The following is a 25,408-nucleotide window of genomic DNA, read 5'->3' on the forward strand; positions in this document are numbered from 1 at the left end:
AATAACCATGTCAGAGACGATTACCCTCTATCACAACCCGCGCTGCTCAAAAAGCCGTGAGACGCTCGCCCTGCTGAAAGACAAAGGCGTGGAGCCGCAGGTGGTGCTTTATCTGGAGACGCCGCCGGATGCGGCGACGCTGAAGGGGCTGCTGCACAAGCTTGGTTTCGCCAGCGCGCGTGAACTGATGCGCACCAAAGAAGAGCTGTATAAAACCCTCAACCTGGCGGATGCATCCCTGAACGAAACGGATCTGATCGCTGCCATGACAGAAAACCCAAAACTGATTGAACGCCCGATTGTCGTGGCAGGAGATAAGGCGCGACTCGGACGTCCGCCCGAGCAGGTGCTTGAGATCCTGTAACCAACGCCCTCCCTGCGAGGGCGTTATTATTTACAGCCCGAGGATCTCTTTGACGAACGGAATGGTGAGTTTGCGCTTGGCGGTGATGGAGGCGCGATCGAGCTGATCGAGCGTCATAAACAGGGTGCGCATCTCACGGTCGAGGCGCTTGAGCAGAAAACGACCCACGTCTTCGGGCAGTTCGAAGCCGCGTAACCGGGCGCGCAGCTGGAGCGCCTGCAGTTTTTCTTCATCGGTGAGCGGCTGCAGCTTGTAGATTTGCCCCCAGTCGAGACGCGAAGCGAGATCGGGAAGCTGCAGATTAAGCTGGCGCGGTGGACGATCGCCGGTGATCAGCAGGCGCGTCTGGCCGGATTCCAGGATCCGATTGTAGAGATCGAAAATCGCCATTTCCCAGGGGGCGTCCCCGGCGATGCATTCGATGTTATCGATACACACCAGCGACAGATGCTCCATCCCTTCCAGCACTTCCGGCACAAACCAGGTGCGCTTATCCAGCGGCACATAGCCCACCGCTTCACCGCGCTGAGAGAGTTCGGCGCAGGCGGCATGCAGCAGATGGCTGCGCCCGCCCCCTTCCCGCGACCAGAAGTAGATATAACCGCTGTGATCCTGACGCAGCACGTTCTGCAGCGCGGCAAGTAAAGAGGGATTATCACCCGGCCAGAAACTGTCGAAGGTTTCATCATCGGGTAGAAAGAGTGGCAACGAGAGCTGAGCCGGTGTGTTCAGACGTACCTCAAACGGGCTTACAAAAATACGCGGCGAGTGTAACACAGTTTCGCTTCGCTGTTGAACCGGGCAAGGATCCTTACCCGGTTTTACCGCGATGCGCTGCTTAGCCTGTACCGGCCCGGCGCACATTAATTGCTCGATTTTATTTTTTTAATAGCCACTGCGATGCGATGACTGTCAGGCCATTTATCATTAGCGCCAGCACGCACAATACTGACATATAAATATTGTCCCAGTCAGCTTCGCTGATAAATGCCGGATGCAGACGATTAACAACGCTGTAGTAAAACCACTGCTCCGGAAAATAAAAAAACAGCAAAATAAAAAACGTCAGAAAAGAACAAATCAAAAATAAACCACGTAGAGTGTATTTCACCAGGTCATATTTAGTAGACATGTATCGTACCGAATGCCGTCAGTAACGGGGTGAGATTACAGGTTTCATTACTGAGTAACGCGTCACGTAATATTGCGAAATCACTCGATGAGGGTAATGTAATACAGCCTTCGCTAATTCCCTGGTAGCCGGCAGGATGAAGGCGAAAACTTCTTCGCTGTACCGTATAAATAAAAGTAACATCATCAATAACCCGACATCTTTAAACAATGCAAACCACAGATCGCGGTCAGAACCACTACCCCATGATGCGAGCCTGTCGCGTACCGCGGAACCCCACCCGCCGTTCGGCCGACTAACGATATAATATTTACCCACCGGCAATGCACCTTTTTTAACTTTATCTATAGTCTGTGGATTGTTGCGATACACGCCAGCAAGACCAGAATAAGCAGGAAAAAATCCCGTACCCGGGCAGCAAAGCGTCGACATTGGCTTTGCGTTTAATAAGAAAGTGCAATTCAGCATGTTATCTCGATCAGCTATTACGTTTCTTGCGATTTTACCGTTCGAAAAGTAAGGGAGATATAAGTAAAGAAAGGGTAATTAATGCGAAGAAGTAACAGCCTGTAAGCTGACATTATGCCGCGCATTGGCGGCACTTTAATTGTCATTCCGAAGAATGCTTTATGCCTCTGCAAAATAAAAGGCTGCCAAGGCAGCCTTTAAAACTAACGTAAATTTTATCGGGATTTCCCTTCCTCATCCGGCGCATCCAGCACCACTTCTTCCGGACGCAGGACGCTGATAAGTTTGAAGATCAGGCTCAGGCCAACACCGACGATGGTGGCGAGCGCCATGCCTTTCAGCTCGGCTGCGCCGATATGTACCTTCGCACCGCTGACGCCGATGATCAGGATCACCGAGGTTAGGATCAGGTTCTGCGCTTTGCTGTAGTCCACTTTCGATTCAATCAGCACGCGAATACCGGATGCACCGATCACACCGTACAGCAGCAGCGATACGCCGCCCATCACCGGTACAGGGATAATCTGGATTGCCGCCGCCAGTTTCCCGACGCAGGAGAGCAGGATGGCGATAATTGCCGCGCCGCCGATCACCCAGGTGCTGTAGACGCGGGTAATCGCCATCACGCCAATGTTTTCCCCGTAGGTGGTGTTCGGCGTGGAGCCGAAGAAGCCGGAGAACATGGTCGACAGGCCGTTGGCAAACATAGAGCGGTGCAGGCCAGGGTCGCGGATCAGATCTTTTTTCACGATGTTCGCCGTCACCACCAGGTGACCGACGTGTTCAGCGATCACCACCAGCGCCGCCGGCAGAATAGTGAAGATAGCGAACCACTCAAAGCGCGGGGTGTAGAAGGTGGGCAGTGCGAACCAGTGCGCTTCGGCAACCGGCGTGAAGTCCACCACGCCCATCGCAAACGACAGCGCGTAGCCCGCCAGCACGCCAATAAGGATCGGGATAATGGCGAGGAAGCCACGGAACAGCACCGAACCGAACACCGTCACCGCCAGCGTCACCAGCGAAATAATGATGGTTTTACTGTCCGCCGCCGCGCCCTCTGCCGGCAGCAGCCCGGCCATACCGGCGGCGACGCCAGCCAGCTCAAGCCCGATCACCGCAACGATAGCGCCCATCGCTGCAGGCGGGAACATTACGTCCAGCCAGCCGGTGCCAGCCTTCTTAACGATCAGCGATACCAGGCAGAACAGGAAGCCGCACATGATAAAGCCGCCCAGCGCCACTTCGTATCCCAGCGGCAGCAGAAGCAACACCGGCGAGATGAACGCAAAGCTTGACCCCAGATAGGCCGGGATTTTGCCTTTACAGATGAAGAGATAGAGCAGCGTCCCGACGCCGTTAAACAGCAGCACGGTGGCCGGGTTAATGTGAAACAGGATCGGCACCAGAACGGTGGCGCCAAACATGGCGAACAGGTGCTGCAAACTGAGCGGGATGGTTTGCAGCAGCGGTGGACGCTCGCTGACACCGATAGCACGGCGCGTCATAGTGTTTTCCTCACGTGTTGTGTGTTGTCGTTATTCCCTGCCCTTCGTGAAAAGGCACCCAGGGTTATGGCCCAAAAAAAAGCCGACTATCAAGTCGGCTCTTATTATCAAATCGCTTATTTAGTACCAAAGATCTTGTCGCCGGCATCGCCGAGGCCAGGAATGATGTATCCCTGCTCATTCAGCCCCTGATCGATTGAGGCGGTGTAGAGCTCAACGTCCGGGTGCGCTTTCTCCAGCGCGGCGATACCTTCCGGCGCGGCCACCAGTACCAGCACTTTAATGCTGGTGCAGCCCGCTTTTTTCAGCAGGTCGATGGTGGCGATCATTGAGCCACCGGTTGCCAGCATCGGGTCAACCACCAGCGCCATGCGCTCGTCGATGTTAGACACCAGCTTCTGGAAATAGGGCACCGGCTCCAGCGTCTCTTCATCACGGTAGACGCCAACCACGCTGATGCGGGCGCTCGGCACGTGCTCCAGCACGCCTTCCATCATGCCCAGACCAGCACGCAGGATCGGCACCACGGTGATCTTTTTACCTTTGATCTGCTCAACCTGCACCGGGCCGTTCCAGCCTTCGATGGTCACTTTTTCCGTTGCCAGATCGGCGGTTGCTTCATAAGTCAGCAGGCTCCCAACTTCGGAGGCGAGTTCACGAAAACGCTTGGTGCTGACGTCATGCTCGCGCATCAGCCCCAGCTTGTGTTTGACGAGTGGGTGTTTGACTTCCACGATCTTCATACTCTTTCTCCCCAAAAGATGGCAACCACAAAAAAAATCGCGGGATTATACCGCTTTTTTCCCGCCGCGCCACATCCAGCGCCGTTGATCCTAATCAAACGGACTGGAAATGAGTATAAAGAACAATAATGCTAACCGTACAGACAAGAGGCTCGCAAACGTTTGCCTGCACTGATAGAATTGCCGCGTTTTCCGGATGGCACCCTTTCCTGAGCCTGACAGGCCATCTGATTTACCACCAACCGCAACCGCGTGGGGACTCTGCAGTGACCGATAAAACCTCTCTCAGCTATAAAGATGCCGGTGTTGATATTGACGCAGGTAACGCTCTGGTCGACCGAATCAAAGGTGTTGTGAAAAAGACCCGCCGCCCGGAAGTGATGGGTGGACTGGGCGGATTCGGCGCATTGTGCGCACTGCCGCAAAAATATCGCGAACCGGTACTGGTTTCCGGCACCGATGGCGTCGGCACCAAGCTGCGTCTGGCGATGGATCTCAAGCGTCACGACACCATCGGCATCGATCTGGTGGCGATGTGCGTGAATGACCTGGTGGTACAGGGTGCGGAACCGCTGTTCTTCCTCGATTACTACGCCACCGGCAAACTGGATGTCGATACCGCTTCCAGCGTCATCACCGGTATTGCCGAAGGCTGTCTGCAGTCAGGCTGCGCGCTGGTCGGCGGCGAAACCGCTGAGATGCCGGGCATGTACCACGGCGATGACTACGACGTTGCCGGGTTCTGCGTTGGCGTGGTGGAAAAATCAGAAATCATCGACGGCAGCAAAGTCGCTGACGGCGACGTGCTGGTGGCGCTGGCCTCAAGCGGCCCGCACTCTAACGGCTACTCGCTGGTGCGTAAAATTCTGGAAGTCAGCGGCAGCGACCCGCTGACCACCGAGCTCGACGGCAAGCCGCTGGCGGATCACCTGCTGGCCCCGACCCGTATCTACGTGAAATCGATTCTCAGCCTGATTGCGCAGAGCGATGTCCACGCTATCGCCCACCTCACCGGCGGCGGCTTCTGGGAGAACATTCCGCGCGTGCTGCCGGACAACACTCAGGCGGTGATCGACGAGTCCTCCTGGCAGTGGCCGGCCGTGTTCAACTGGCTGCAGCAGGCCGGGAACGTCAGCCAGCACGAGATGTACCGCACCTTCAACTGCGGCGTGGGCATGCTGATCGCCCTGCCGGCGGCTGAAGCGGACAACGCCATTCAACTGATGAACGATGCAGGCGAAACCGCCTGGAAAATCGGCGTCATCAAGGCCTCGGATTCCGACGAGCGCGTGGTTATCCAGTAAATGAATATCGTGGTGCTGATCTCCGGCAACGGCAGCAATCTGCAGGCCATCATTGATGCCTGTGCCAGTAAAAAAATTGCTGGCACCCTGCGCGCAGTATTCAGCAACAAGGCCGACGCGTTCGGCCTTGAGCGCGCCAGAGAAGCAGGCATTCCGGCCCATGCGTTGAGCGCCAGCCAGTTTGCCACCCGTGACGCCTTTGACCGTGAGCTGATGCTGGAGATCGATGCGTATGCGCCGGACCTGGTAGTGCTTGCAGGTTATATGCGCATTCTCAGCCCGGAATTTGTGGCGCACTACGCGGGACGGCTTATCAATATCCACCCCTCGCTGCTGCCGAAGTATCCGGGACTGCATACCCATCGTCAGGTGCTGGAAAACGGCGATAGCGAACACGGCACCTCGGTGCATTTCGTCACCGACGAACTGGACGGCGGGCCGGTGATCCTGCAGGCGAAAGTGCCGGTGTTTGACGGCGATGACGAAGCGGACATCACCGCCCGGGTGCAGGCCCAGGAGCACGCCATCTATCCCCTGGTGGTGAGCTGGTTTGCTGAAGGCAGGCTGGCGATGCGCGACAACGAGGCCTGGCTCGACGGCCAGAAGCTTCCGCCTCAGGGCCACGCAGCCGACGAATAAAACCCCATGCTCTGCCCCGGCAGGGCGTTTTTTATTCTGCGCCTTCCCGCAGCGCTACGGGACGTGCAACTGCAGGTTACGGGCACAATCCGCCCTCTCCTTTTCGGATAACTGTCATACTTATCGGGCATAGTTGGACATAAGCGGGTTCAGCTCGCCATAATAACCACGAGACGGCGTTGTCACGTCCCGCGTTTACCAACCGGAGTGTGAGTAGTAATGGGTCAGGAAAAGCTATATACCGAAAAAGAATTAAGCTGGCTGTCTTTCAATGAGCGTGTTCTGCAGGAAGCAGCGGATAAAAGTAACCCGCTGATTGAGCGGATGCGCTTTCTGGGCATCTATTCCAACAACCTGGATGAGTTCTATAAGGTGCGCTTCGCCGAACTGAAGCGACGCATTCTTATCACCGAAGAACAGGGATTAACCTCCCACTCGCGCCACCTGCTGGGCAAGATCCAGGCCCGGGTGCTGAAAGCGGATCAGGAGTTCGATACCCTGTATAACGATCTGCTGCTGGAGATGGCGCGCAATCAGATCTTCCTCATCAACGAGCGCCAGCTCTCGCCAAATCAGCAAACCTGGCTGCGACAGTACTTTAAACAGCATCTGCGTCAGCACATTACTCCGACATTAATCAATCGCGACACCGACCTGGTGCAGTTCCTGAAGGACGATTACACCTATCTGGCAGTAGAGATTATCCGCGGGGATGACATCCGCTATGCGCTGCTGGAAATCCCTTCGGATAAGATGCCGCGCTTCGTCAACCTGCCTCCGGAGACGCCGCGCCGCCGCAAGCCGATGATCCTGCTGGATAATATTCTGCGCTACTGCCTCGACGATATCTTCAAAGGCTTCTTCGATTACGATGCGCTGAACGCCTACTCAATGAAGATGACGCGCGACGCGGAATACGATCTGGTGCATGAGATGGAGTCGAGCCTGCTGGAGCTGATGTCCTCCAGCCTGAAGCAGCGCCTGACCGCTGAGCCGGTGCGCTTTGTCTATCAGCGTGACATGCCGGATGCGATGGTCGAGATGCTGCGCGATAAGCTGACCATCACCCACTACGACTCAATCATCCCCGGCGGACGCTACCACAACTTCAAAGACTTCATTGGTTTCCCGAACGTCGGCAAAGCCAACCTGGTGAACAAGCCGCTGCCGCGCCTGCGCCATATCTGGTTCGATAAGTTCCGCAACGGTTTTGACGCCATTCGCGAACGCGACGTGCTGCTCTACTATCCGTATCACACCTTCGAGCACGTGCTGGAGCTGCTGCGCCAGGCCTCCTTCGACCCAAGCGTGCTGGCGATCAAAATCAACATCTATCGCGTGGCGAAGGATTCGCGCATCATCGACTCGATGATCCACGCCGCGCACAACGGTAAAAAAGTGACGGTGGTGGTGGAGCTGCAGGCGCGCTTTGACGAAGAGGCCAATATCCACTGGGCGAAGCGCCTGACCGAAGCGGGCGTGCACGTCATCTTCTCGGCACCCGGGCTGAAAATTCACGCCAAGCTGTTCCTGATCTCGCGTAAGGAAGGCGACGAAGTGGTGCGTTATGCCCACATCGGTACCGGTAACTTCAACGAGAAAACGGCCCGGCTGTACACCGACTACTCCCTGCTGACCGCCGATGCGCGCATCACCAACGAAGTGCGTCGGGTGTTCAACTTTATCGAAAACCCCTATCGCCCGGTGCATTTCGACTACCTGCTGGTCTCGCCGCAAAATAGCCGCCGCCTGTTGTATGAAATGGTGGATAAAGAGATCGCAAATGCGCAAAATGGCCAGCCTTCGGGGATCACCCTGAAGCTGAACAACCTGGTGGACAAAGGGCTGGTGGACCGGCTCTATGCGGCATCCTGCTCCGGCGTGCCGGTCAACCTGATGATCCGCGGTATGTGCTCCCTGATCCCGCAACTGGAAGGGATCAGCGAAAATATTCGCGTGATGAGTATCGTTGACCGTTATCTGGAGCACGATCGGGTCTATATTTTCAAGAATGGCGGCGACGATAAGGTCTACCTCTCCTCCGCCGACTGGATGACGCGTAATATCGACTACCGCATTGAAGTGGCGGTCGCGCTACTGGATCCGCGCCTGAAACAACGGGTGCTGGACATTATGGAGCTGCTGTTCAGCGACACCGTAAAAGCGCGTTACATCGATAAAGAGCTGAGCAATCGCTATGTGCCGCGCGGCAACCGCCGCAAAGTACGCGCACAGCTGGCGATTTACGACTACATCAAATCACTAGAGCAACCAGAATAAGTATGCCGATACAGAATCAGGCCCCGCGCCCGCAGGAGTTTGCTGCAGTTGACCTTGGCTCAAACAGTTTCCATATGGTGATCGCCCGCGTGGTGGATGGCGCGATGCAGATCATTGGTCGCCTGAAGCAGCGCGTACATCTGGCTGACGGACTGGATGAGAATAATACCCTGAGTGAAGAGGCCATGGAGCGCGGCCTGAGCTGCTTATCCCTGTTCGCCGAGCGCCTGCAGGGATTTGAGGCAGCTAACGTCTGCATCGTGGGCACGCACACCCTGCGCCAGGCGCAAAACGCCAGCGAGTTTTTGCAGCGCGCGGAAAAGGTTATCCCCTACCCCATCGAAATCATCTCCGGGAATGAAGAAGCACGCCTGATTTTTATGGGCGTTGAGCACACCCAGCCGGAGCGCGGCCGCAAGCTGGTGATCGACATCGGCGGCGGTTCGACGGAACTGGTGATCGGCGAAGATTTTGAACCGCAGCTGGTAGAGAGCCGTCGCATGGGCTGCGTCAGCTTCGGTCAGCACTTCTTCCGTGGCGGCGTGATTAGCCGCGAGAACTTCAAGCGCGCGCGCATGGCGGCGGTGCAGAAGCTGGAGAGCCTTGCCTGGCAGTACCGCATTCACGGCTGGAGCACCGCGCTGGGCGCGTCCGGCACCATCAAGGCGGCGCATGAAGTGCTGGTGGAGATGGGCGAAAAGGATGGGCTTATCACCCCGGAACGGCTGGAAAAACTGGCAGAAACGGTCATGGGCTTTAACAGCTTCGCCGCGCTGAGCCTGCCGGGGCTGTCTGACGAGCGTAAAGCGGTATTTGTGCCGGGGCTGGCGATCCTGTGCGGCGTGTTCGACGCGCTGGGCATCCGCGAGCTGCGCCTCTCTGACGGCGCGCTGCGTGAAGGCGTGCTGTATGAGATGGAAGGCCGCTTCCGCCATCAGGATATCCGCATTCGCACCGCGCAGAGTCTGGCGAACCAGTACCATATTGACCGCGATCAGGCGCACCGGGTGCTGGAAACCACGACGCTTATCTATCAGCAGTGGGAGCAGCAGAATCCGAAGCTGGTACATCCGCAGCTTACCGCGCTGCTGAAGTGGGCTGCGATGCTGCATGAGGTGGGGCTGGGTATCAATCACAGCGGCCTGCACCGCCATTCGGCCTATATCCTGCAGAACAGCGACCTGCCTGGCTTCAACCAGGAGCAGCAGCAGCTGATGGCGACGCTGGTGCGCTGCCATCGCAAGGCGGTGAAGCTCGACGATCTGCCGCGCTTTACCCTGTTCAAGAAAAAGCAGTTCCTGCCGCTGATCCAGCTGCTGCGCCTCGGCGTGCTGCTTAACAACCAGCGTCAGGCCACCAGCACACCGCCGTCCCTGACGCTGAAAACGGATGATAACCACTGGACGCTGCGTTTCCCGCACAACTGGTTCAGCCAGAACGCGCTGGTGTTACTCGACCTGGAGCGTGAGCAGCAGTACTGGGAAGCGGTAACCGGCTGGCGGCTGAAAATTGAAGAGGATGCCAGCCCCGACGATGTGGCGGCGTAAATAAAAAAGCGGCAGAGGATGCCGCTTTTTTTATCTTTCCGAATTAGCCAGGAAGCTGAACCGCGCTCTGGACTGCACGCCCTTCTTCAGCTTCCAGCTCGACCAGCGTCTCCAGCGGGACCGGATAGCCAATCAAAAAGCCCTGCAGATAGTCGATACCCAACCTGCGCACTTCGTCGCGAATGGATTCTGTTTCCACGTACTCCGCGACCACCTGCATTTTTTTCATGCGCGCCAGATGGCAAATGGAGGCCACGATTTGATAATCGAGGCTGCTGGAGAGCAGGTTGCGGATAAAGCTGCCGTCAATTTTTAAGATGTCGGCATTAACGTTTTTCAGGCGCGCATAGCTGGCATACCCGGTGCCGAAGTCGTCGATGGCCACCCGGCAGCCCATCGCCTGCAGGCGGGAGAGCGTCAGGTTAGCCTGCTCGACGTTGGAGAGTGAGTTACTCTCGGTCACTTCAAAAATAATCTGCCACGGCTCCACCTGATAGCGCTCCAGCATCTGGCGCACTTCACTGGTAAATACCGCGCGGCACACCGAGGCGGGCGTCAGGTTGATGGAGAAGCGGCTGGCGGGTAACGCCTTGCGGTGCGTATGCATGAAGCGCAGCGTTTTCTCCAGCACCATGTTGTCGATGCGCGACGAGAAGCCAAACTCATGCGCCACCGGCAGGAATTTGTCCGGGGTAATCAGCTCGCCGTCGTCATCCAGCATACGCAGCAGGATCTCGTAGTAGTGATCCCCGCGCGCGCCCTCAATACGCTGCGCCACCAGACGAAACTCATCGTTATCCAGCGCCTGCTGCAGGCGGTTCATCATCTCAACTTTGATCTTCACCGCGCGCTGGACGTGATTCGCGCCGGTGCGCTGCAAGCTTTCCGGATGATGTGTCGCCAGCGACAGATCCGCCATGGTGCTCATTTCACCCAGCAGCAGCGGCAGATGGGTCACCGGGGTGCGCACATAGCAGTAGCTCATGCCCACCTGCGGCTGGAGCGGCATCCCGTCCCAGACGAAGCGGAAAGATTTGATGCGCTTATCCAGTTCATCAATGCGCTCTTTGTGAAACTCGGTATTCAGGCGCAGCACCATGTCATCCCCCGACAGCTGATAGACCAGCTCATCGGGATGCAGCACCTCCCGCACCCAGCTCGCCAGCTGCTGTTTGTAGTGGATGCCGAGCATCACGCCGTAGTTGCGCCCCAGCAGATCGAGGTCGGGCATGCGCATCAAAAACAGTACCGACCAGGGGGTGCGCGCCAGATCCTGATTCAGCGCGCGCAGGTTCGGCAGCTGGATAATCGGGTCGAGATAGGCCACGCGCCGCGCCCGGGTATGCAGCTCGCGCTGGCGAGTGCTCACCAACGCCATAAAGATGATGATGCACGAGAACACCGCAAAGCTCGATGAGGCGATCGCCAGCTGAATGTCGAAGCCCTGATAGTCGGGAATGTAGCGCGAGAAGTAGTGCGTCAACAGGATGATCACCGGCGTCCAGACGGCGGTGATAAAAATCACCCCAAAGCGCATCGCCCCCCACAGCATTACCGGCAGCAGCAGCGAGAGCGTGTAATTGCTGTTGAAAATCGTGTTGCTGTTGTTGAGCGGCACCAGCAGCAGGGCAATTAGCGATCCCACAACTCCGCACCAGAGCAACACTTCAAACGGCGTCACCCGCTTATCGAACTGCTTACGCATCTGTGAGAAAAAGCTGCGCAGGTAGCGTGGATGGCGGATCACGCGGATGATGAAATAGCACAGCGGGATCCCGGTCAGCCCGCCCACCAGCAGCCCCTGATAGTTAATCAGCGTGCGTATCGAGAAGGGATTTGGTGACGCCATGCTGGTGCGGTAGTCATAGAATCCGGCGAAGCTCGCCATCTGAAACAGCATCAGGAACAGCGAGGCGCTGCACAGCACCAGCCAGAACAGGCGCTGCACCCCGACGCGATGATTCCCGTACAGCGTGGCGTAGCGATGCGGCACAAATATCCGGTAGCAACCCCAGCTGATAATAATGGTGGTCAAAAAGTGAATTACCACCACGGCGGTCTCTTTCGGCCCGACGTCGTTTAAATGATGTACCACCAGCGCCAGCATAATTCCGGGAAGTGCTGCCCAGCCGAAAAACACCATCAGGGCGATAAACAGGGCGACCGGGAGATAGTAAAGCACGGCGGTGCTGTCGCCCATGGTGGTATAGGTGTTACCGAGCCTGACCAGCGGCAACAGCAGCAGCGGCAGCAGCAGGGGTAAGCCCCACCACTTATCTTTATGACGTTTGTACCAGTTTGCTAAGTGCATAGATGCTCGAGAAAAACCGTATGCCAGACGAGGATTCACGCTGGTGTCTGACCCTGACCTGTGTGCAACGAAGCACGCGCCACCGTGGTGTGTAGAGAATAATGGTTATTATGTAGCTACGGTGGAAGATGATACCGCTCTCCGGGGGCGAACTCAAAAGACAAATCGCGCTTTTTCATTGCCGGATCCGCGCCAGCGCTGCGCTTAATAAGGCTGAAAAATGCACATCTCGTCGCTACCCTGCGCAACTGACCTTTTTTTACATGATTAATAATTGACCTCCCCGCTTCCCTGTGACTTAATAACCGAATCGCCCGCAAGGCCGGGTAAACACTAAGGGTAATTTCGTGACACAGGCTACGGCAATGCGAAGACGACATCGTTTTAACAGTCGAATGACGCGCATCGTGCTTCTTATCAGCTTCCTCCTCTTTTTCTGCCGCTTCGTCTATTCCGCCGTTGGCGCCTGGCATCACCACCAGGACAAACAGCAGATCCAGCAAATCAGTCAGACTATCGAACCGACCACTACCGAACGCTAGCTTGTTAACCACGGTTTTTTGACGCCCTTCGCGGGGTGGGATTTTTTGCGTCCTGATTACGCGCTAATACCGTTTTGTTAAAACGCTCGCACCAGCGGTTGGCCCTGACGTGATGACCCCTCTCGCACGGATATCCCCTGCCCGGCCCAGAATGCACCCATAAAAAAGCCCGCATCCTGCGGGCTTGATAACGAATGGCAACAGACGCAGGGATTATTCCCACTCAATCGTCGCAGGCGGCTTACCGCTGATGTCGTACACCACGCGGGAAATGCCGTTCACTTCGTTGATGATGCGGTTGGAGACGCGGCCGAGAAAATCATACGGCAGGTGCGCCCAGTGGGCGGTCATGAAGTCGATAGTCTCAACCGCACGCAGGGAAACCACCCAGTCGTACTTACGGCCATCGCCCATCACGCCGACCGAACGTACCGGCAGGAACACGGTGAAGGCCTGGCTGACTTTGTCGTACAGATCGGCACGGCGCAGCTCTTCGATAAAGATCGCATCGGCGCGACGCAGCAGGTCGCAGTACTCTTTCTTCACTTCGCCCAGCACGCGCACGCCCAGACCCGGCCCCGGGAACGGGTGGCGGTACAGCATGTCGTAAGGCAGGCCCAGCTCCAGACCAATCTTGCGCACTTCGTCTTTGAACAGCTCTTTCAGCGGCTCGACGAGGCCCATCTTCATCTCTTTCGGCAGGCCGCCCACGTTGTGGTGCGACTTGATGACGTGCGCTTTACCGGTGGCAGAGGCCGCGGATTCAATCACGTCAGGGTAGATGGTGCCCTGTGCCAGCCACTTCACGTCCTGCAACTTCAGCGCTTCTTCGTCGAACACTTCCACGAACACGCGGCCGATGATCTTACGCTTGGCTTCCGGATCGTTCTCACCCGCCAGTGCATCCAGGAAACGCGCTTCCGCCGGCACGTGAACGATGTTGAGACCGAAGTGGTCGCCAAACATGTCCAGCACCTGCTCGGCTTCGTTCAGGCGCAGCAGGCCGTTGTCGACAAATACGCAGGTCAGACGGTCGCCGATGGCGCGGTGCAGCAGCATGGCGGTGACGGAGGAGTCCACGCCGCCGGAGAGGCCGAGGATCACTTTGTCGTTACCCACCTGCTGGCGGATACGCTCTACGGCGTCATCGATGATTTTCGCCGGGGTCCACAGGGCTTCGCTCTGGCAGATATCGATAACGAAACGCTCCAGCATGCGCAGGCCCTGGCGGGTATGCGTCACTTCCGGGTGGAACTGCACGCCGTAGAAACGTTTTTCCTCGTTGGCCATGATGGCGAACGGGCAGGTTTCGGTGCTGGCAACGGTCACGAAGTCGGACGGGATAGCGGTAACTTTATCGCCGTGGCTCATCCACACGTCCAGCAGCGGTTTGCCGTCGGCGCTCAGGGCGTCTTCGATGCCGCGTACCAGTGCGCTGTCGGTTTTCACTTCCACCTGGGCATAGCCGAACTCACGCTCGTCAGAACCCTGCACGTGGCCGCCTAACTGCATCGCCATAGTCTGCATGCCGTAGCACACGCCCAGAACCGGGACGCCAGCTTCGAACACGTACTGCGGGGCGCGCGGGCTGTTCTCTTCGGTGGTGCTTTCCGGGCCGCCGGAGAGAATGATGCCGTTCGGGTTGAAGTCGCGGATCTGCGCTTCGGTAACGTCCCACGCCCAGAGCTCACAGTAGACGCCCAGCTCACGCACGCGGCGCGCGACCAGCTGCGTGTACTGCGAACCAAAATCGAGGATAAGAATGCGATGTTTATGGATATTTTCCGTCATTGACGCGTTTTCCAGAAAGTAGCTGACAATAAATAAACGCCCGGTGCTGGCACCGGGCGAGAAAATTTAAGAACCCATACGGTAGTTCGGCGACTCTTTGGTGATCGTCACGTCATGGACGTGGCTCTCCTGGATGCCGGCGCCGCTGATGCGGACAAATTCCGCTTTCGTGCGCAGGTCATCGATGGTGCCGCAACCGGTCAGGCCCATGCAGGAGCGCAGGCCGCCCATCTGCTGGTGAATAATCTCTTTCAGACGGCCTTTGTACGCCACGCGGCCTTCGATACCTTCCGGCACCAGTTTATCGGCGGCGTTGTCGGTCTGGAAGTAGCGGTCGGATGAGCCTTTGGACATCGCGCCCAGCGAGCCCATGCCACGGTAGGATTTGTAAGAGCGGCCCTGGTAGAGTTCGATTTCACCCGGTGACTCTTCGGTGCCCGCCAGCATTGAGCCGACCATCACCGCGCTTGCGCCAGCGGCAATGGCTTTCGCGATATCGCCGGAGAAGCGGATACCGCCGTCGGCGATGACCGGGATGCCGGTGCCTTCCAGCGCTTCAACCGCGTCAGATACCGCAGTGATCTGCGGAACGCCCACGCCGGTAACGATACGGGTAGTACAGATGGAGCCAGGGCCGATACCCACCTTCACGGCGCTGACGCCAGCCTCGGCCAGCGCGCGAGCGCCTGCGCCGGTAGCCACGTTGCCGCCGATGATCTGCAGGTCCGGGTATTTAGCGCGGGTTTCACGGATGCGCTGCAATACGCCTTCGGAGTGGCCGTGGGAGGAGTCGATCAGCAGAACGTCTACGCCAGCGGCAACCAGCGCATCAACGCGCTCTTCGTTGCCCGCGCCCGCGCCAACCGCAGCACCCACGCGCAGGCGGCCCTGCTCGTCTTTACAGGCGTTAGGCTTACGCTCGGCTTTCTGGAAATCTTTTACGGTGATCATGCCGCGCAGGTGGAAGCTCTCATCCACAACCAGCGCTTTTTCGACGCGTTTTTCGTGCATCTTTGTCAGCACCACGTCGCGGGATTCGCCTTCGCGCACGGTAACCAGGCGCTCTTTCGGCGTCATGTAGACGCTGACCGGCTGGCTCAGATCGGTCACGAAACGCACGTCGCGACCGGTGATGATGCCCACCAGTTCCATATCTTCAGTCACCACCGGATAGCCGGCGAAGCCGTTACGCTCGGTGAGGGCTTTCACTTCCTGAAGGGTGGTGGTTGGCAGCACGGTCTGCGGGTCAGTGACCACGCCGCTCTCATGTTTTTTCACGCGCTTAACTTCTTCAGCCTGGCGCTCAATGGACATGTTTTTGTGGATAAAGCCGATGCCGCCTTCCTGCGCCAGCGCAATCGCCAGACGCGCTTCGGTCACAGTGTCCATTGCTGCGGAGAGCATAGGAATGTTCAGGCGAATGGTTTTGGTCAGATGGGTGCTGAGATCTGCGGTGTTCGGCAGAACGGTAGAGTGAGCGGGAACAAGGAGAACGTCGTCAAATGTCAGAGCTTCTTTAGCGATTCGTAGCATGGCAATATCTCAACCTGGAGGTGAATGAGAACAGATAAAATATTGCCGCGGCATTATACAGAGCGTAACCGATTGCTTCCACACTTTTTTCAGAAAAAACCTTGCTAATGCGTCGTTCCACGTTACTATCGATTTATTAACCCCCTGATTTAAAATTTGATCCCGCTCACATGCCAGCAAACGCCAGCTCCACTATTTTTACCGTAAGCCGCCTCAATCAGACCGTCCGTCTGCTGCTTGAGCAGGAGATGGGTCAGGTGTGGATCAGCGGCGAAATTTCCAATTTTACCCAGCCCGCCTCCGGTCACTGGTACTTCACGCTGAAGGACGATACTGCCCAGGTGCGCTGCGCGATGTTCCGCAACAGCAACCGCCGGGTGACGTTCCGTCCGCAGCACGGTCAACAGGTGCTGGTGCGCGCCAATATCACGCTCTACGAGCCGCGCGGTGACTATCAGATTATCGTCGAAAGCATGCAGCCGGCGGGTGAAGGGTTACTGCAGCAAAAGTATGAGCAGCTCAAGCAGCGCCTTGCGGATGAAGGATTGTTTGCGCAGCAGCATAAGCAGCCCCTACCCGCCCCGGCGCGTCAGGTGGGCGTCATCACCTCAAAAACCGGGGCTGCGCTGCACGACATTCTGCACGTCCTGCAGCGCCGCGACCCTTCCCTGCCGGTGATTATCTACCCTACCGCGGTGCAGGGTGACGACGCCCCGGCGCAGATTGTGCGTGCCATTGAACTGGCGAACCGCCGTAATGAGTGCGACGTCTTGATCGTTGGGCGCGGCGGCGGCTCGCTGGAAGATCTCTGGAGCTTCAACGACGAACGCGTGGCGCGGGCCATTTTTGCCAGCCGCATTCCGGTGGTCAGCGCTGTCGGGCATGAAACCGACGTCACCATTGCCGATTTTGTTGCCGACCTGCGCGCGCCCACGCCTTCTGCCGCTGCGGAAGTGGTAAGCCGCAACCAGCAGGAGCTGCTGCGCCAGGTGCTGGCTGCCCGTCAGAGGCTGGAGATGGCGATGGACTACCTGCTGGTGAGCCGCACCCAGCGCCAGTCCCGGCTTCAGCACCGTCTACAGCAGCAGCATCCCCAGCTGCGGCTGGCGCGTCAGCAGACCGCGCTTATCCGCCTGCGCCAGCGCATGAGCAGCGCGCTCGATAACCAACTGCGCCGGAGTAGTCAACGCCAGCAGCGCGCTGAACAGCGCCTGAATCAGCAGCATCCTCAGGGACGGCTGCACCGGGCGCAGAACCGGTATCAGCAGCTGGAGTATCGTCTCAGCCAGACTATCGCAGCTCGCCTTAGCAGCACCCGTGAGCGCTTCGGCAGCGTCCTCACCCATCTGGAAGCCGTCAGCCCGCTGGCGACCCTTGCGCGCGGCTACAGCGTCACCACGGCACCGGATGGCGCAGTGCTGAAGCAGACGCGTCAGGCGCAGCCCGGCGACGTGCTGACTACCCGCGTGCAGGACGGCTGGGTGGAGAGCGAAGTAAAAACCGTCACCCCGGCGAAGAAAACCCGCAAGCGTAAACCGGAAAATCCGTAACGGCATCAGGGCCGGTCATTAACTATACTGCTGATATTCCTTTTTTTACGGCACCCGCCTTAACAAGGAGATCGGCATGACAGCATCCCGGTACGCTTCAGTAATCCCGCCCTACATCCTGCGTAAAATCATCGACCACGGGTCTGAACTGCAGCAGCGCTGCGCGCGCCAGACCCTGACCCACGTCCAGACCCTGATGGCCCACGGCATTCCGAAACCTGCTGCGCCGCACGTCTCCGAAGCGGGCCAGCTGACCCGCGATATCTACGACGCGCAGAACAAGGAGCAGTTGCCCGGCGAGCAGGTGCGCTTTGAAGGCCAGCCGACAAATGGCGACGTCGCGGTAGACGAAGCTTACGATTACCTCGGCATCACCCACGATTTTTTCTGGAAGAACTGGCAGCGTGACTCGCTCGATAACCAGGGGCTGGTGCTGTCGGGCACCGTCCATTACGGGCGCGAATACCAGAACGCCTTCTGGAACGGTCAGCAGATGGTGTTTGGCGACGGCGACGGCGAGATTTTCAATCGCTTCACCATTGCCATTGACGTGGTAGCGCACGAGTTAAGCCACGGCGTGACGGAAACCGAAGCAGGCCTGATTTACTTTGAGCAGGCCGGGGCGCTGAATGAATCACTCTCTGACGTATTCGGCGCGCTGGTAAAGCAGTATCAGCGTAATCAGACCGCGGATCAGGCCGACTGGATCATCGGCGAAGGACTGCTGGCAGAAGGCATCAACGGCACCGGGCTACGCTCGATGTCAGAGCCGGGCAGCGCCTACGACGATCCGCTGTTGGGGAAAGACCCGCAGCCGGGGCATATGGATGATTTTATCCGCACCCGGGAAGATAACGGCGGCGTACACCTCAACTCCGGCATTCCCAACCGCGCCTTCTATCTTGCCGCGACAGCGCTGGGCGGCTACGCCTGGGAGAAAGCAGGCCGGGCCTGGTATGACACTGTTTGTGACCGCTCACTTCCTCAGGATGCCGATTTCGCTACCTTTGCCCGGCTGACCATCGGTCACGGCGAACGACGCTTTGACGCCGGGGTAGCGGCCGCCATCGAAGAGGCGTGGAAGGCGACAGGAGTACTGTAATGAAGCTGCCCGAGCTGACCGATGATGCAGTGATCGAGCTGGCGCGCGAAGGCGGCGTGGCGTTTATTCCGCGCCTTTCGGCACCACGGCGCATTGTGCTGGCTGAGCTGAATGCGGAGCAGCGTCAGCGCTTGCTCGATATTCTTCAGCAGGCGCTGCCCCAGGCATTTCCGCCAGGCCAGCCTGATTCACCAGGGCGGGGCGATCAGCGCTACTATCGCATCCAGATCGTCTGGACCCGGCATGACAGCGCGGGCTATGCCGACATCGTGTTGCTGGTTCCGGAGAATGCGGCGCCGCAGGGGTTGCAGAATTTATGGAAGCGTGGCGAAGACTGTATCTGTGACTAGCGCGGGAGTGGCACCCACTCGACGCGTTTTTTTGAGATCAGGCCGTGGCCGTGCTGACAGAAGTAGTCCACTGCACCGCAGGCTTTGAGCACTTCAAGCGGCTGATGGCAGTCGGGGCAACGGGCTTCAGGGGTGAAATCGCGCTGGCAATGTTCGCAGTGCGCACCGCTGTCGGCTGGCACCAGGCTGTTACCGCATTCAGGACAGGTGAGTTCCATAGAGCCTCCGGGTGGGGTTTCCCCTTACCCTCTCGCGAAAAGAGAGAGTAAGGGTGAGGGCTTACTTCCCTTTCTTCAGATGCTTAATCAGACGCTTACGCTTACGCATCTGGTTAGGCGTCAGGGTATTACGCTTGTTGGCGAACGGGTTGTCGCCATCTTTGAACTGAATGCGGATCGGCGTACCCATCACGTCCAGCGACTTGCGGAAATAGTTCATCAGGTAGCGCTTGTAGGAGTCCGGCAGGTCTTTCACCTGGTTGCCGTGGATCACCACAATCGGCGGGTTATAACCGCCGGCGTGCGCATACTTCATCTTCACGCGACGACCGCGCACCAGCGGCGGCTGATGGTCTTCTGCCGCCATGTTCATGATGCGGGTGAGCAGCGCGGTGCTGACGCGGCGCGTGGAGCTGTCATAGGCTTCACGGACCGACTCAAACAGGTTACCTACGCCGCTGCCGTGCAGGGCAGAGATAAAGTGCACGCGGGCGAAATCGATAAAGCCCAGGCGGAAATCGAGCGTCTCTTTCACCTGATCGCGCACTTCCTGGCTCAGGCCATCCCACTTGTTGACGACAATCACCAGCGAACGACCGCTGTTGAGGATGAAGCCCAGCAGGGAGAGATCCTGATCGGAGATACCCGCACGGGCGTCGATCACCAGCATTACGACGTTAGCGTCTTCAATCGCCTGCAGCGTTTTGATCACCGAGAATTTCTCTACGGTATCGGTGATCTTGCCGCGCTTGCGCACCCCGGCGGTGTCGATAAGCACGTACTCGCGCTCGTCGCGTTCCATCGGAATGTAGATGCTGTCGCGAGTGGTGCCCGGCATGTCGAAGACCACCACACGGTCTTCACCGAGGATACGGTTAGTAAGCGTGGACTTACCTACGTTAGGGCGACCAACGATAGCCAGCTTGATCGGCAGATCCTGCGGGTTGAAGTCGTCTTCTTCCTCTTCTTCCACGCCTTCGCCGTTTTCGGCTTCAAACTGCGCCCAGTATTCGGCGTCTTCATCCACTTCTTCCTGCGGATCGACATCGTCCATCCACGGCACCAGCACCTGCTCCAGCAGGCTGGTTACGCCGCGGCCATGCGACGCGGCAATCGGATGGATCTCACCCAGGCCGAGAGAGTAGAAATCTGCTACCGCCTGATCCGGGTCCAGACCGTCGGTCTTGTTGGCCACCAGGAAGGTCGGCTTTTCGCGCGAGCGCAGGTGTTTGGCGATAGCTTCATCGGCAGGCATCAGGCCCGCACGCGCATCTACCATGAACAGCACTACGTCAGCTTCTTCAATCGCCAGCAGCGACTGCTCCGCCATACGGGTTTCCACGCCCTCTTCTGTGCCGTCGATACCGCCGGTATCGATACAGATGAATTCGCGCCCTTCTACTTCAGCACGACCGTACTTACGGTCGCGAGTCAGCCCCGGGAAATCCGCGACCAGCGCATCACGAGTGCGCGTTAAGCGGTTAAATAATGTGGATTTTCCAACATTAGGGCGCCCGACCAGCGCGACCACAGGTACCATTTTGAAAGCCTCTTTACTCAATAATTCATTATTTCAATGGCGCGAAAATACGCCATTTTTATAAACAGCAAACGGCCCCTGCGCATTGCAGGAGCCGTTTTTGTCAGGTTTTTCGCCCGGCGATTAACGCGTAATAGCGTACAGCGTACCGTCTTTTGCCTGAATCAGCAGTTTGCCTTCGGCAACCACCGGCTCGGTGCGCAGACCGGAGCTGTCTACCTTCTGCTGGGCGACAAAGCGACCATCAGCGGTATTCAGCCAGTGCAGATAGCCTTCGCTATCCCCGACCACCAGATTTCCATTATACAGCACCGGTGAAGTGAGGTTACGGTGCAGCAGATCGCTCTGGGTCCACAGCGTTACGCCGCCTTCGGTGTTCAGCGCCACGATGCGATCGTTCTGATCCACCAGGTAGATGCGGTTACCATCAACGATGAAGTCGTTAACCGAGCCGATTTCACGCTTCCACATCACCTGACCGGAGCGCAGATCCAGCGCGGTCATGTTGCCATTGTAAGCCAGCGCGTACACCACGTTGCCCGCCACAACCGGCGTGGTGTCGACATCACTCAGGCGATCGATTTCGGTCGCACCGGTGGCCTGGGAGATACGCTGCTGCCAGATCATCTGGCCCTGCTGCATCAGCACAGCGCTGACGCGACCGTTATCGCCGCCAACAATTGCCGCGCCGAACGCGGTTGCCGGGGCAGATTCACCGCGCAGTGACAGCGACGGAATATCGAGGTTAACGGTCCACTTCACCGCACCGTCATTTTCGTTCAGCGCCTGCAGAATACCGTTGCTGGTATGGATAAGCACCATGCCGTCGGCAATCACCGGACGGGAGATGGCTTCGCCAGCTACTTTGGTCTGCCACGCTACGCTGCCGTCAGCGATATTGAGCGCATAAACCTGTGCTTTTTCGCTGCCAACGTAAACATTGCCGCCGGAAACGGCGACGCCGCCAGAGAGCAGCGCCGGACGGTTTGCCGAGAAGAACCCGGTTTTTTCCGCCAGATCGATGGACCAGACTTCTTTCCCGTCGCTGAGGTTGACCGCTTTCACTTTGCCATGACGGTCAGCCGCGTAGGCAATCCCGTCCTGCACCGCAGGGTGCAGATTGGAGTAGAAATCGCCAATACCGTCACCCACGGAGGTGCTCCAGTTGGTTTGCGGTTCAAACTGGTTTTCTACGGTCGGCAGCGGTGACATCTTCACCACGTCCTCTTCGCCGCTAAACAGGGAACAGCCACTCAGCAGTGTGGCAGAAAGCAGTCCTGGCAGGAGTAATTTACGCAATTGCATCGGGTCCCTCTCAGACGGACAAATTATTAATTTTCATCTGCAACATTTCGCTCAGCGCCGGGGAGGTATTCAGTGCCGCCCCTTTACGCCATGCATCCAGCGCGCCCTGCTTATCGCCTTTGCTCAGCAGTGCTTCGCCGCGCAGATCGGCAACAATCATTGACCAGCCTTCGCCCTTGATGGTATCCAGCGTCGCCAGCGCGTTATCGGCCTGCTTCTGCTGAACCTGAACGCGCGCGAGGCGCAGGCTGACGATGGCTTTCATATTTTCATCTTTGGTGGCGGCCTGGGCCTGACTCAGCAGCTGTGCCGCTTTATCAAGCTCATTTTTATCCACGTGCTGTTGCGCCAGCTCAAGCGACGCGAACACACCGTAAATGTTTTTGTTGTCCGCGGCGAATTTCTCAACCGGGGCCAGCGTCTGTGCATCACCGGCTTTCACCGCGGCGATAGCGTTGTCATAGGCCAGCGAGGTTTCACGCGCCGCGTCGGTCTGATGATCGTTCCAGAAGCGCCAGCCAATCAGCGCACCCACGCCCAGCACCACACCGACAATCAGCGCTTTGCCGTTCTCAGCAAAGAAGCGCTTAACCGCTTCCATCTGATCATTTTCGTTTTCGTAGATTTCCACGCAGTCCTTCTCCTTACGATAAATTACCGGGATTAACCCAGCAGCGCCTGCAGATGAGCGGCCAGCTCGCGCTGTGCGATGTTCTGCTGCTCACCGGTGCGCAAATCCTTCACCACCACGTTGCCGTCTGCTACTTCAGACTCGCCCAGCACCAGTGCGACGCGTGCGCCCCACTTGTCTGCACGCGCAAACTGCTTCTTGAAGTTGCCGCCGCCGTGGTTGGTCATCAGTTTGATGCCGGGAATAGCATCGCGAACCTGCTCTGCCAGTCCCATTGCCGCCGTCTGCGTACCTTCGCCAGACGCGACCAGGTAAATATCGACAACGGATTCGGCTTTAAATTCCGGATTAACCGCCTGAACCAGTAAAACGAGGCGCTCAAGACCCATCGCGAAGCCCACAGCTGGCGTAGCGCGGCCCCCCAACTGTTCTACCAGGCCATCGTAACGACCGCCGGCACAGACGGTGCCCTGTGAGCCGAGGCTGCTGGTCACCCACTCAAATACGGTGCGGTTGTAGTAGTCGAGACCGCGCACCAGGCGCTGGTTCACGGTATAGCTGATGCCCGCCGCGTCCAGGAAGGCGCACAGACCCGCGAAGTGCTCGCGCGAATCGTCGTCGAGATAGTCGCCCAGCGTCGGGGCGTCGTTGAGCAGCGCCTGCACGTCCGGGTTTTTCGAATCCAGCACGCGCAGCGGATTGGTGTACATGCGGCGCAGACAGTCTTCGTCGAGCTTCTCTTTATGCTGCTCCAGGAAGGCCACCAGCGCGTCGCGATAGTTAGCGCGCGCGTCCAGAGAGCCGATGGAGTTGAGCTCCAGCGAGACGTGCTCTGCGATACCGAGCGCGCGCCACCAGCGGGCGGTCAGCATAATCAGCTCAGCGTCGATGTCCGGCCCCTGCAGGCCAAACACTTCCAGACCTAACTGGTGGAACTGACGGTAGCGCCCTTTCTGCGGACGCTCGTGGCGGAACATCGGCCCGATGTACCACAAGCGCTGTTCCTGATTGTACAGCAGACCATGTTCGATGCCGGCGCGCACGCAGCCCGCAGTGCCTTCCGGACGCAGCGTCAGGCTGTCGCCGTTGCGGTCTTCGAAGGTGTACATCTCTTTTTCAACCACGTCGGTGACTTCACCGATAGCGCGTTTGAATAACGGGGTCTGCTCTACAATCGGCAAACGGATTTCGCTGTAACCGTAGCTGCCGAGCACCTGCTTGAGGGTACCTTCAATGCGCTGCCAGAGTGCGGTCTCGGCAGGCAGGTAGTCGTTCATGCCGCGGATGGCTTGAATATTTTTTGCCACGTTAGTTCTCTGCTGTCTGATACAAAAAATGAACCCGTTCCCGGCGACACCGGCTTGCCGGGCGCCTCGCGGGTTCAATCATACACGGGAAGCTATCTGCTTCCCAATGTTGAGATTATTTTTCAAGTTGCTGGACGTGGATACGCTGGCTCTCATCCAGCATCGTGGCTTTCGCGCGGATGCGGGCTTCGAGCTGGGCGATCATGTCGTCGTTGTCGAGACGATCCTTACGCAGGCCGTCTTCGTAGAAGCCGCTTTTGCGGTTACCGCCAGTGACGCCCAGGGTCGAAACCAGCGCTTCGCCCGGCCCGTTTACCACGCAGCCGATAATGGAGACGTCCATCGGGGTGATGATATCTTCGAGACGCTGCTCCAGCGCGTTCACCGTACCGATCACGTCAAACTCCTGGCGTGAACAGGTTGGGCAGGCGATGAAGTTAATGCCACGCGAGCGGATACGCAGGGATTTGAGAATGTCGAAACCGACTTTGATCTCTTCCACCGGATCGGCGGCCAGCGAAACGCGCAGCGTATCGCCGATACCTTCAGAAAGCAGCAGGCCGAGACCAATCGCCGATTTCACCGCCCCGCTGCGCGCGCCGCCCGCTTCGGTGATCCCGAGGTGCAGCGGCTGATCGATCTGCTTTGCCAGCAGGCGATAGGATTCCACCGCAAGGAACACGTCAGAGGCCTTCACGCTCACCTTGAACTGATCGAAGTTGAGACGATCGAGGTGATCAACGTGGCGCATGGCGGATTCAAGCAGCGCCTGCGGCGTAGGTTCGCCGTACTTTTCCTGCAGATCTTTCTCAAGCGAGCCGGCGTTGACGCCGATGCGGATAGGAATATTTTTGTCACGCGCGCAGTCCACCACCTGGCGGATACGCTCTTCGTTACCGATATTGCCCGGGTTGATACGCAGACAATCGACGCCGTACTCGGCCACTTTCAGGGCGATACGGTAGTCGAAGTGAATATCGGCAACCAGCGGCAGGTTAACCTGCTGCTTGATAAGTTTAAACGCCTCGGCGGCGTCCATTGTCGGCACGGATACGCGAACGATATCGGCACCCACGCGCTCCAGCGCCCTGATCTGATTCACCGTCGCTTCCACATCCGTGGTGCGAGTGTTGGTCATGGACTGAACCGCGATCGGCGCGCCATCCCCAATCGGGACGTTACCTACGTAAATCCGTTTCGATTTTCTGCGCTGAATTGGCGCTTCGTTATGCATACTTTTCCCTCA

Annotated in this window: 22 protein-coding genes and 1 pseudogene; 9 read left to right on the plus strand and 14 right to left on the minus strand. The window is 57.9% G+C overall.

Going from position 1 to position 25,408, the window contains the following annotated elements:
* Positions 1-7: 7 nt before the first annotated feature.
* Positions 8-364 (plus strand): arsenate reductase (glutaredoxin), encoded by a 357-nt coding sequence (arsC, locus tag KFZ77_RS14205; protein ID WP_264384561.1) that lies wholly within the window; start codon positions 8-10, stop codon positions 362-364.
* 30 nt (positions 365-394) lie between these two features.
* Here the strand turns inward: arsC and KFZ77_RS14210 are convergent, their stop codons facing one another.
* The 5 genes and pseudogenes from KFZ77_RS14210 to upp all read right to left on the minus strand — a co-directional run bounded on the left by KFZ77_RS14210 (position 395) and on the right by upp (position 4,212).
* Positions 395-1,096 (minus strand): DnaA inactivator Hda, encoded by a 702-nt coding sequence (locus KFZ77_RS14210; RefSeq protein ID WP_236633824.1) that lies wholly within the window; start codon positions 1,094-1,096, stop codon positions 395-397.
* 145 nt (positions 1,097-1,241) lie between these two features.
* On the minus strand, positions 1,242-1,496 hold the full coding sequence (locus KFZ77_RS14215) for a hypothetical protein (protein WP_264384562.1): 255 nt from the start codon (positions 1,494-1,496) through the stop codon (positions 1,242-1,244).
* Positions 1,486-1,964, minus strand: a pseudogene (locus tag KFZ77_RS19780) (DUF2778 domain-containing protein). Before KFZ77_RS19780 ends, KFZ77_RS14215 begins: the two are co-directional and overlap by 11 nt.
* A gap of 215 nt (positions 1,965-2,179) precedes the next feature.
* Positions 2,180-3,469, minus strand: coding sequence for a uracil permease (gene uraA, locus KFZ77_RS14225; protein WP_264384563.1), 1,290 nt, complete (start codon positions 3,467-3,469; stop codon positions 2,180-2,182).
* A 116-nt stretch (positions 3,470-3,585) separates the two neighbouring features.
* Positions 3,586-4,212, minus strand: coding sequence for a uracil phosphoribosyltransferase (gene upp / locus KFZ77_RS14230; RefSeq protein WP_031520366.1), 627 nt, complete (start codon positions 4,210-4,212; stop codon positions 3,586-3,588).
* A gap of 266 nt (positions 4,213-4,478) precedes the next feature.
* Here upp and purM point away from each other — a divergent pair, with 266 nt between their 5' ends.
* The 4 genes from purM to ppx all read left to right on the plus strand — a co-directional run bounded on the left by purM (position 4,479) and on the right by ppx (position 9,982).
* Positions 4,479-5,516, plus strand: coding sequence for a phosphoribosylformylglycinamidine cyclo-ligase (gene purM, locus KFZ77_RS14235; RefSeq protein WP_264384564.1), 1,038 nt, complete (start codon positions 4,479-4,481; stop codon positions 5,514-5,516).
* Entirely contained in the window at positions 5,517-6,155 is a 639-nt protein-coding gene (gene purN, locus KFZ77_RS14240) for a phosphoribosylglycinamide formyltransferase (RefSeq protein ID WP_031520362.1), read from the plus strand.
* Between the two features lie 219 nt (positions 6,156-6,374).
* Entirely contained in the window at positions 6,375-8,435 is a 2,061-nt protein-coding gene (gene ppk1, locus KFZ77_RS14245; protein WP_031520360.1) for a polyphosphate kinase 1, read from the plus strand.
* A gap of 2 nt (positions 8,436-8,437) precedes the next feature.
* Positions 8,438-9,982, plus strand: coding sequence for an exopolyphosphatase (gene ppx, locus KFZ77_RS14250; protein WP_264384565.1), 1,545 nt, complete (start codon positions 8,438-8,440; stop codon positions 9,980-9,982).
* A gap of 43 nt (positions 9,983-10,025) precedes the next feature.
* On the opposite strand, the gene KFZ77_RS14255 is transcribed toward ppx, so the two are convergent.
* Positions 10,026-12,293, minus strand: a complete 2,268-nt coding sequence (locus KFZ77_RS14255) for a bifunctional diguanylate cyclase/phosphodiesterase (protein ID WP_264384566.1) — start codon at positions 12,291-12,293, stop codon at positions 10,026-10,028.
* Positions 12,294-12,640: 347 nt separating this feature from the next.
* On the opposite strand from KFZ77_RS14255, the gene KFZ77_RS14260 reads away from it, so the two are divergent.
* Complete coding sequence (locus KFZ77_RS14260) at positions 12,641-12,835, plus strand: YfgG family protein (RefSeq protein WP_072001979.1); 195 nt, start codon at positions 12,641-12,643, stop codon at positions 12,833-12,835.
* 213 nt (positions 12,836-13,048) lie between these two features.
* On the opposite strand, the gene guaA is transcribed toward KFZ77_RS14260, so the two are convergent.
* The gene (gene guaA, locus KFZ77_RS14265; protein WP_264384567.1) at positions 13,049-14,626 is read right to left on the minus strand and encodes a glutamine-hydrolyzing GMP synthase; all 1,578 of its coding nucleotides are present in this window, start codon (positions 14,624-14,626) and stop codon (positions 13,049-13,051) included.
* Positions 14,627-14,692: 66 nt separating this feature from the next.
* The gene (gene guaB, locus KFZ77_RS14270; protein WP_031520351.1) at positions 14,693-16,159 is read right to left on the minus strand and encodes an IMP dehydrogenase; all 1,467 of its coding nucleotides are present in this window, start codon (positions 16,157-16,159) and stop codon (positions 14,693-14,695) included.
* Between the two features lie 170 nt (positions 16,160-16,329).
* Between guaB and xseA the strand changes: the two genes are divergently transcribed.
* From xseA to KFZ77_RS14285, 3 genes are all read left to right on the plus strand, one after another.
* Positions 16,330-17,709, plus strand: a complete 1,380-nt coding sequence (gene xseA / locus KFZ77_RS14275) for an exodeoxyribonuclease VII large subunit (protein ID WP_264384568.1) — start codon at positions 16,330-16,332, stop codon at positions 17,707-17,709.
* Positions 17,710-17,785: 76 nt separating this feature from the next.
* Positions 17,786-18,811 (plus strand): M4 family metallopeptidase, encoded by a 1,026-nt coding sequence (locus tag KFZ77_RS14280; RefSeq protein ID WP_264384569.1) that lies wholly within the window; start codon positions 17,786-17,788, stop codon positions 18,809-18,811.
* Positions 18,811-19,161: a protealysin inhibitor emfourin gene (locus KFZ77_RS14285; protein WP_031520346.1), complete on the plus strand. Its 351-nt coding sequence runs from the start codon at positions 18,811-18,813 to the stop codon at positions 19,159-19,161. The genes KFZ77_RS14280 and KFZ77_RS14285 overlap by 1 nt, the downstream gene beginning before the upstream one ends.
* On the opposite strand, the gene KFZ77_RS14290 is transcribed toward KFZ77_RS14285, so the two are convergent.
* The 6 genes from KFZ77_RS14290 to ispG all read right to left on the minus strand — a co-directional run bounded on the left by KFZ77_RS14290 (position 19,158) and on the right by ispG (position 25,396).
* The gene (locus tag KFZ77_RS14290; RefSeq protein ID WP_264384570.1) at positions 19,158-19,379 is read right to left on the minus strand and encodes a zinc ribbon domain-containing protein; all 222 of its coding nucleotides are present in this window, start codon (positions 19,377-19,379) and stop codon (positions 19,158-19,160) included. The two genes, KFZ77_RS14285 and KFZ77_RS14290, sit on opposite strands and share 4 nt — an antisense overlap.
* Positions 19,380-19,440: 61 nt before the next feature.
* A complete protein-coding gene (gene der, locus KFZ77_RS14295) occupies positions 19,441-20,919 on the minus strand; it encodes a ribosome biogenesis GTPase Der (protein WP_031520342.1) in 1,479 nt (492 codons plus the stop codon).
* A gap of 123 nt (positions 20,920-21,042) precedes the next feature.
* Entirely contained in the window at positions 21,043-22,224 is a 1,182-nt protein-coding gene (gene bamB / locus KFZ77_RS14300) for an outer membrane protein assembly factor BamB (RefSeq protein ID WP_031520340.1), read from the minus strand.
* Positions 22,225-22,234: 10 nt separating this feature from the next.
* A complete protein-coding gene (locus tag KFZ77_RS14305) occupies positions 22,235-22,855 on the minus strand; it encodes a YfgM family protein (protein ID WP_264384571.1) in 621 nt (206 codons plus the stop codon).
* 32 nt (positions 22,856-22,887) lie between these two features.
* Complete coding sequence (gene hisS / locus KFZ77_RS14310) at positions 22,888-24,162, minus strand: histidine--tRNA ligase (RefSeq protein ID WP_264384572.1); 1,275 nt, start codon at positions 24,160-24,162, stop codon at positions 22,888-22,890.
* Positions 24,163-24,277: 115 nt separating this feature from the next.
* Positions 24,278-25,396: a flavodoxin-dependent (E)-4-hydroxy-3-methylbut-2-enyl-diphosphate synthase gene (ispG, locus tag KFZ77_RS14315; RefSeq protein WP_031520335.1), complete on the minus strand. Its 1,119-nt coding sequence runs from the start codon at positions 25,394-25,396 to the stop codon at positions 24,278-24,280.
* Between the last annotated feature and the right edge of the window lie 12 nt (positions 25,397-25,408).

Source organism: Siccibacter colletis, from assembly GCF_025914095.1.
Classification (GTDB): Bacteria; Pseudomonadota; Gammaproteobacteria; order Enterobacterales; family Enterobacteriaceae; genus Siccibacter; species Siccibacter colletis.

Bases quoted from the DNA above. Each gene is read 5' to 3' on its own strand.
- arsC (WP_264384561.1), top strand. From the start codon at position 8: ATGTCAGAGACGATTACCCTCTATCACAACCCGCGCTGCTCAAAAAGC.
- KFZ77_RS14215 (WP_264384562.1), bottom strand. From the start codon at position 1,496: ATGTCTACTAAATATGACCTGGTGAAATACACTCTACGTGGTTTATTT.
- uraA (WP_264384563.1), bottom strand. From the start codon at position 3,469: ATGACGCGCCGTGCTATCGGTGTCAGCGAGCGTCCACCGCTGCTGCAA.
- upp (WP_031520366.1), bottom strand. From the start codon at position 4,212: ATGAAGATCGTGGAAGTCAAACACCCACTCGTCAAACACAAGCTGGGG.
- purN (WP_031520362.1), top strand. From the start codon at position 5,517: ATGAATATCGTGGTGCTGATCTCCGGCAACGGCAGCAATCTGCAGGCC.
- ppk1 (WP_031520360.1), top strand. From the start codon at position 6,375: ATGGGTCAGGAAAAGCTATATACCGAAAAAGAATTAAGCTGGCTGTCT.
- ppx (WP_264384565.1), top strand. From the start codon at position 8,438: ATGCCGATACAGAATCAGGCCCCGCGCCCGCAGGAGTTTGCTGCAGTT.
- KFZ77_RS14255 (WP_264384566.1), bottom strand. From the start codon at position 12,293: ATGCACTTAGCAAACTGGTACAAACGTCATAAAGATAAGTGGTGGGGC.
- guaA (WP_264384567.1), bottom strand. From the start codon at position 14,626: ATGACGGAAAATATCCATAAACATCGCATTCTTATCCTCGATTTTGGT.
- guaB (WP_031520351.1), bottom strand. From the start codon at position 16,159: ATGCTACGAATCGCTAAAGAAGCTCTGACATTTGACGACGTTCTCCTT.
- xseA (WP_264384568.1), top strand. From the start codon at position 16,330: ATGCCAGCAAACGCCAGCTCCACTATTTTTACCGTAAGCCGCCTCAAT.
- KFZ77_RS14280 (WP_264384569.1), top strand. From the start codon at position 17,786: ATGACAGCATCCCGGTACGCTTCAGTAATCCCGCCCTACATCCTGCGT.
- KFZ77_RS14285 (WP_031520346.1), top strand. From the start codon at position 18,811: ATGAAGCTGCCCGAGCTGACCGATGATGCAGTGATCGAGCTGGCGCGC.
- KFZ77_RS14290 (WP_264384570.1), bottom strand. From the start codon at position 19,379: ATGGAACTCACCTGTCCTGAATGCGGTAACAGCCTGGTGCCAGCCGAC.
- der (WP_031520342.1), bottom strand. From the start codon at position 20,919: ATGGTACCTGTGGTCGCGCTGGTCGGGCGCCCTAATGTTGGAAAATCC.
- bamB (WP_031520340.1), bottom strand. From the start codon at position 22,224: ATGCAATTGCGTAAATTACTCCTGCCAGGACTGCTTTCTGCCACACTG.
- ispG (WP_031520335.1), bottom strand. From the start codon at position 25,396: ATGCATAACGAAGCGCCAATTCAGCGCAGAAAATCGAAACGGATTTAC.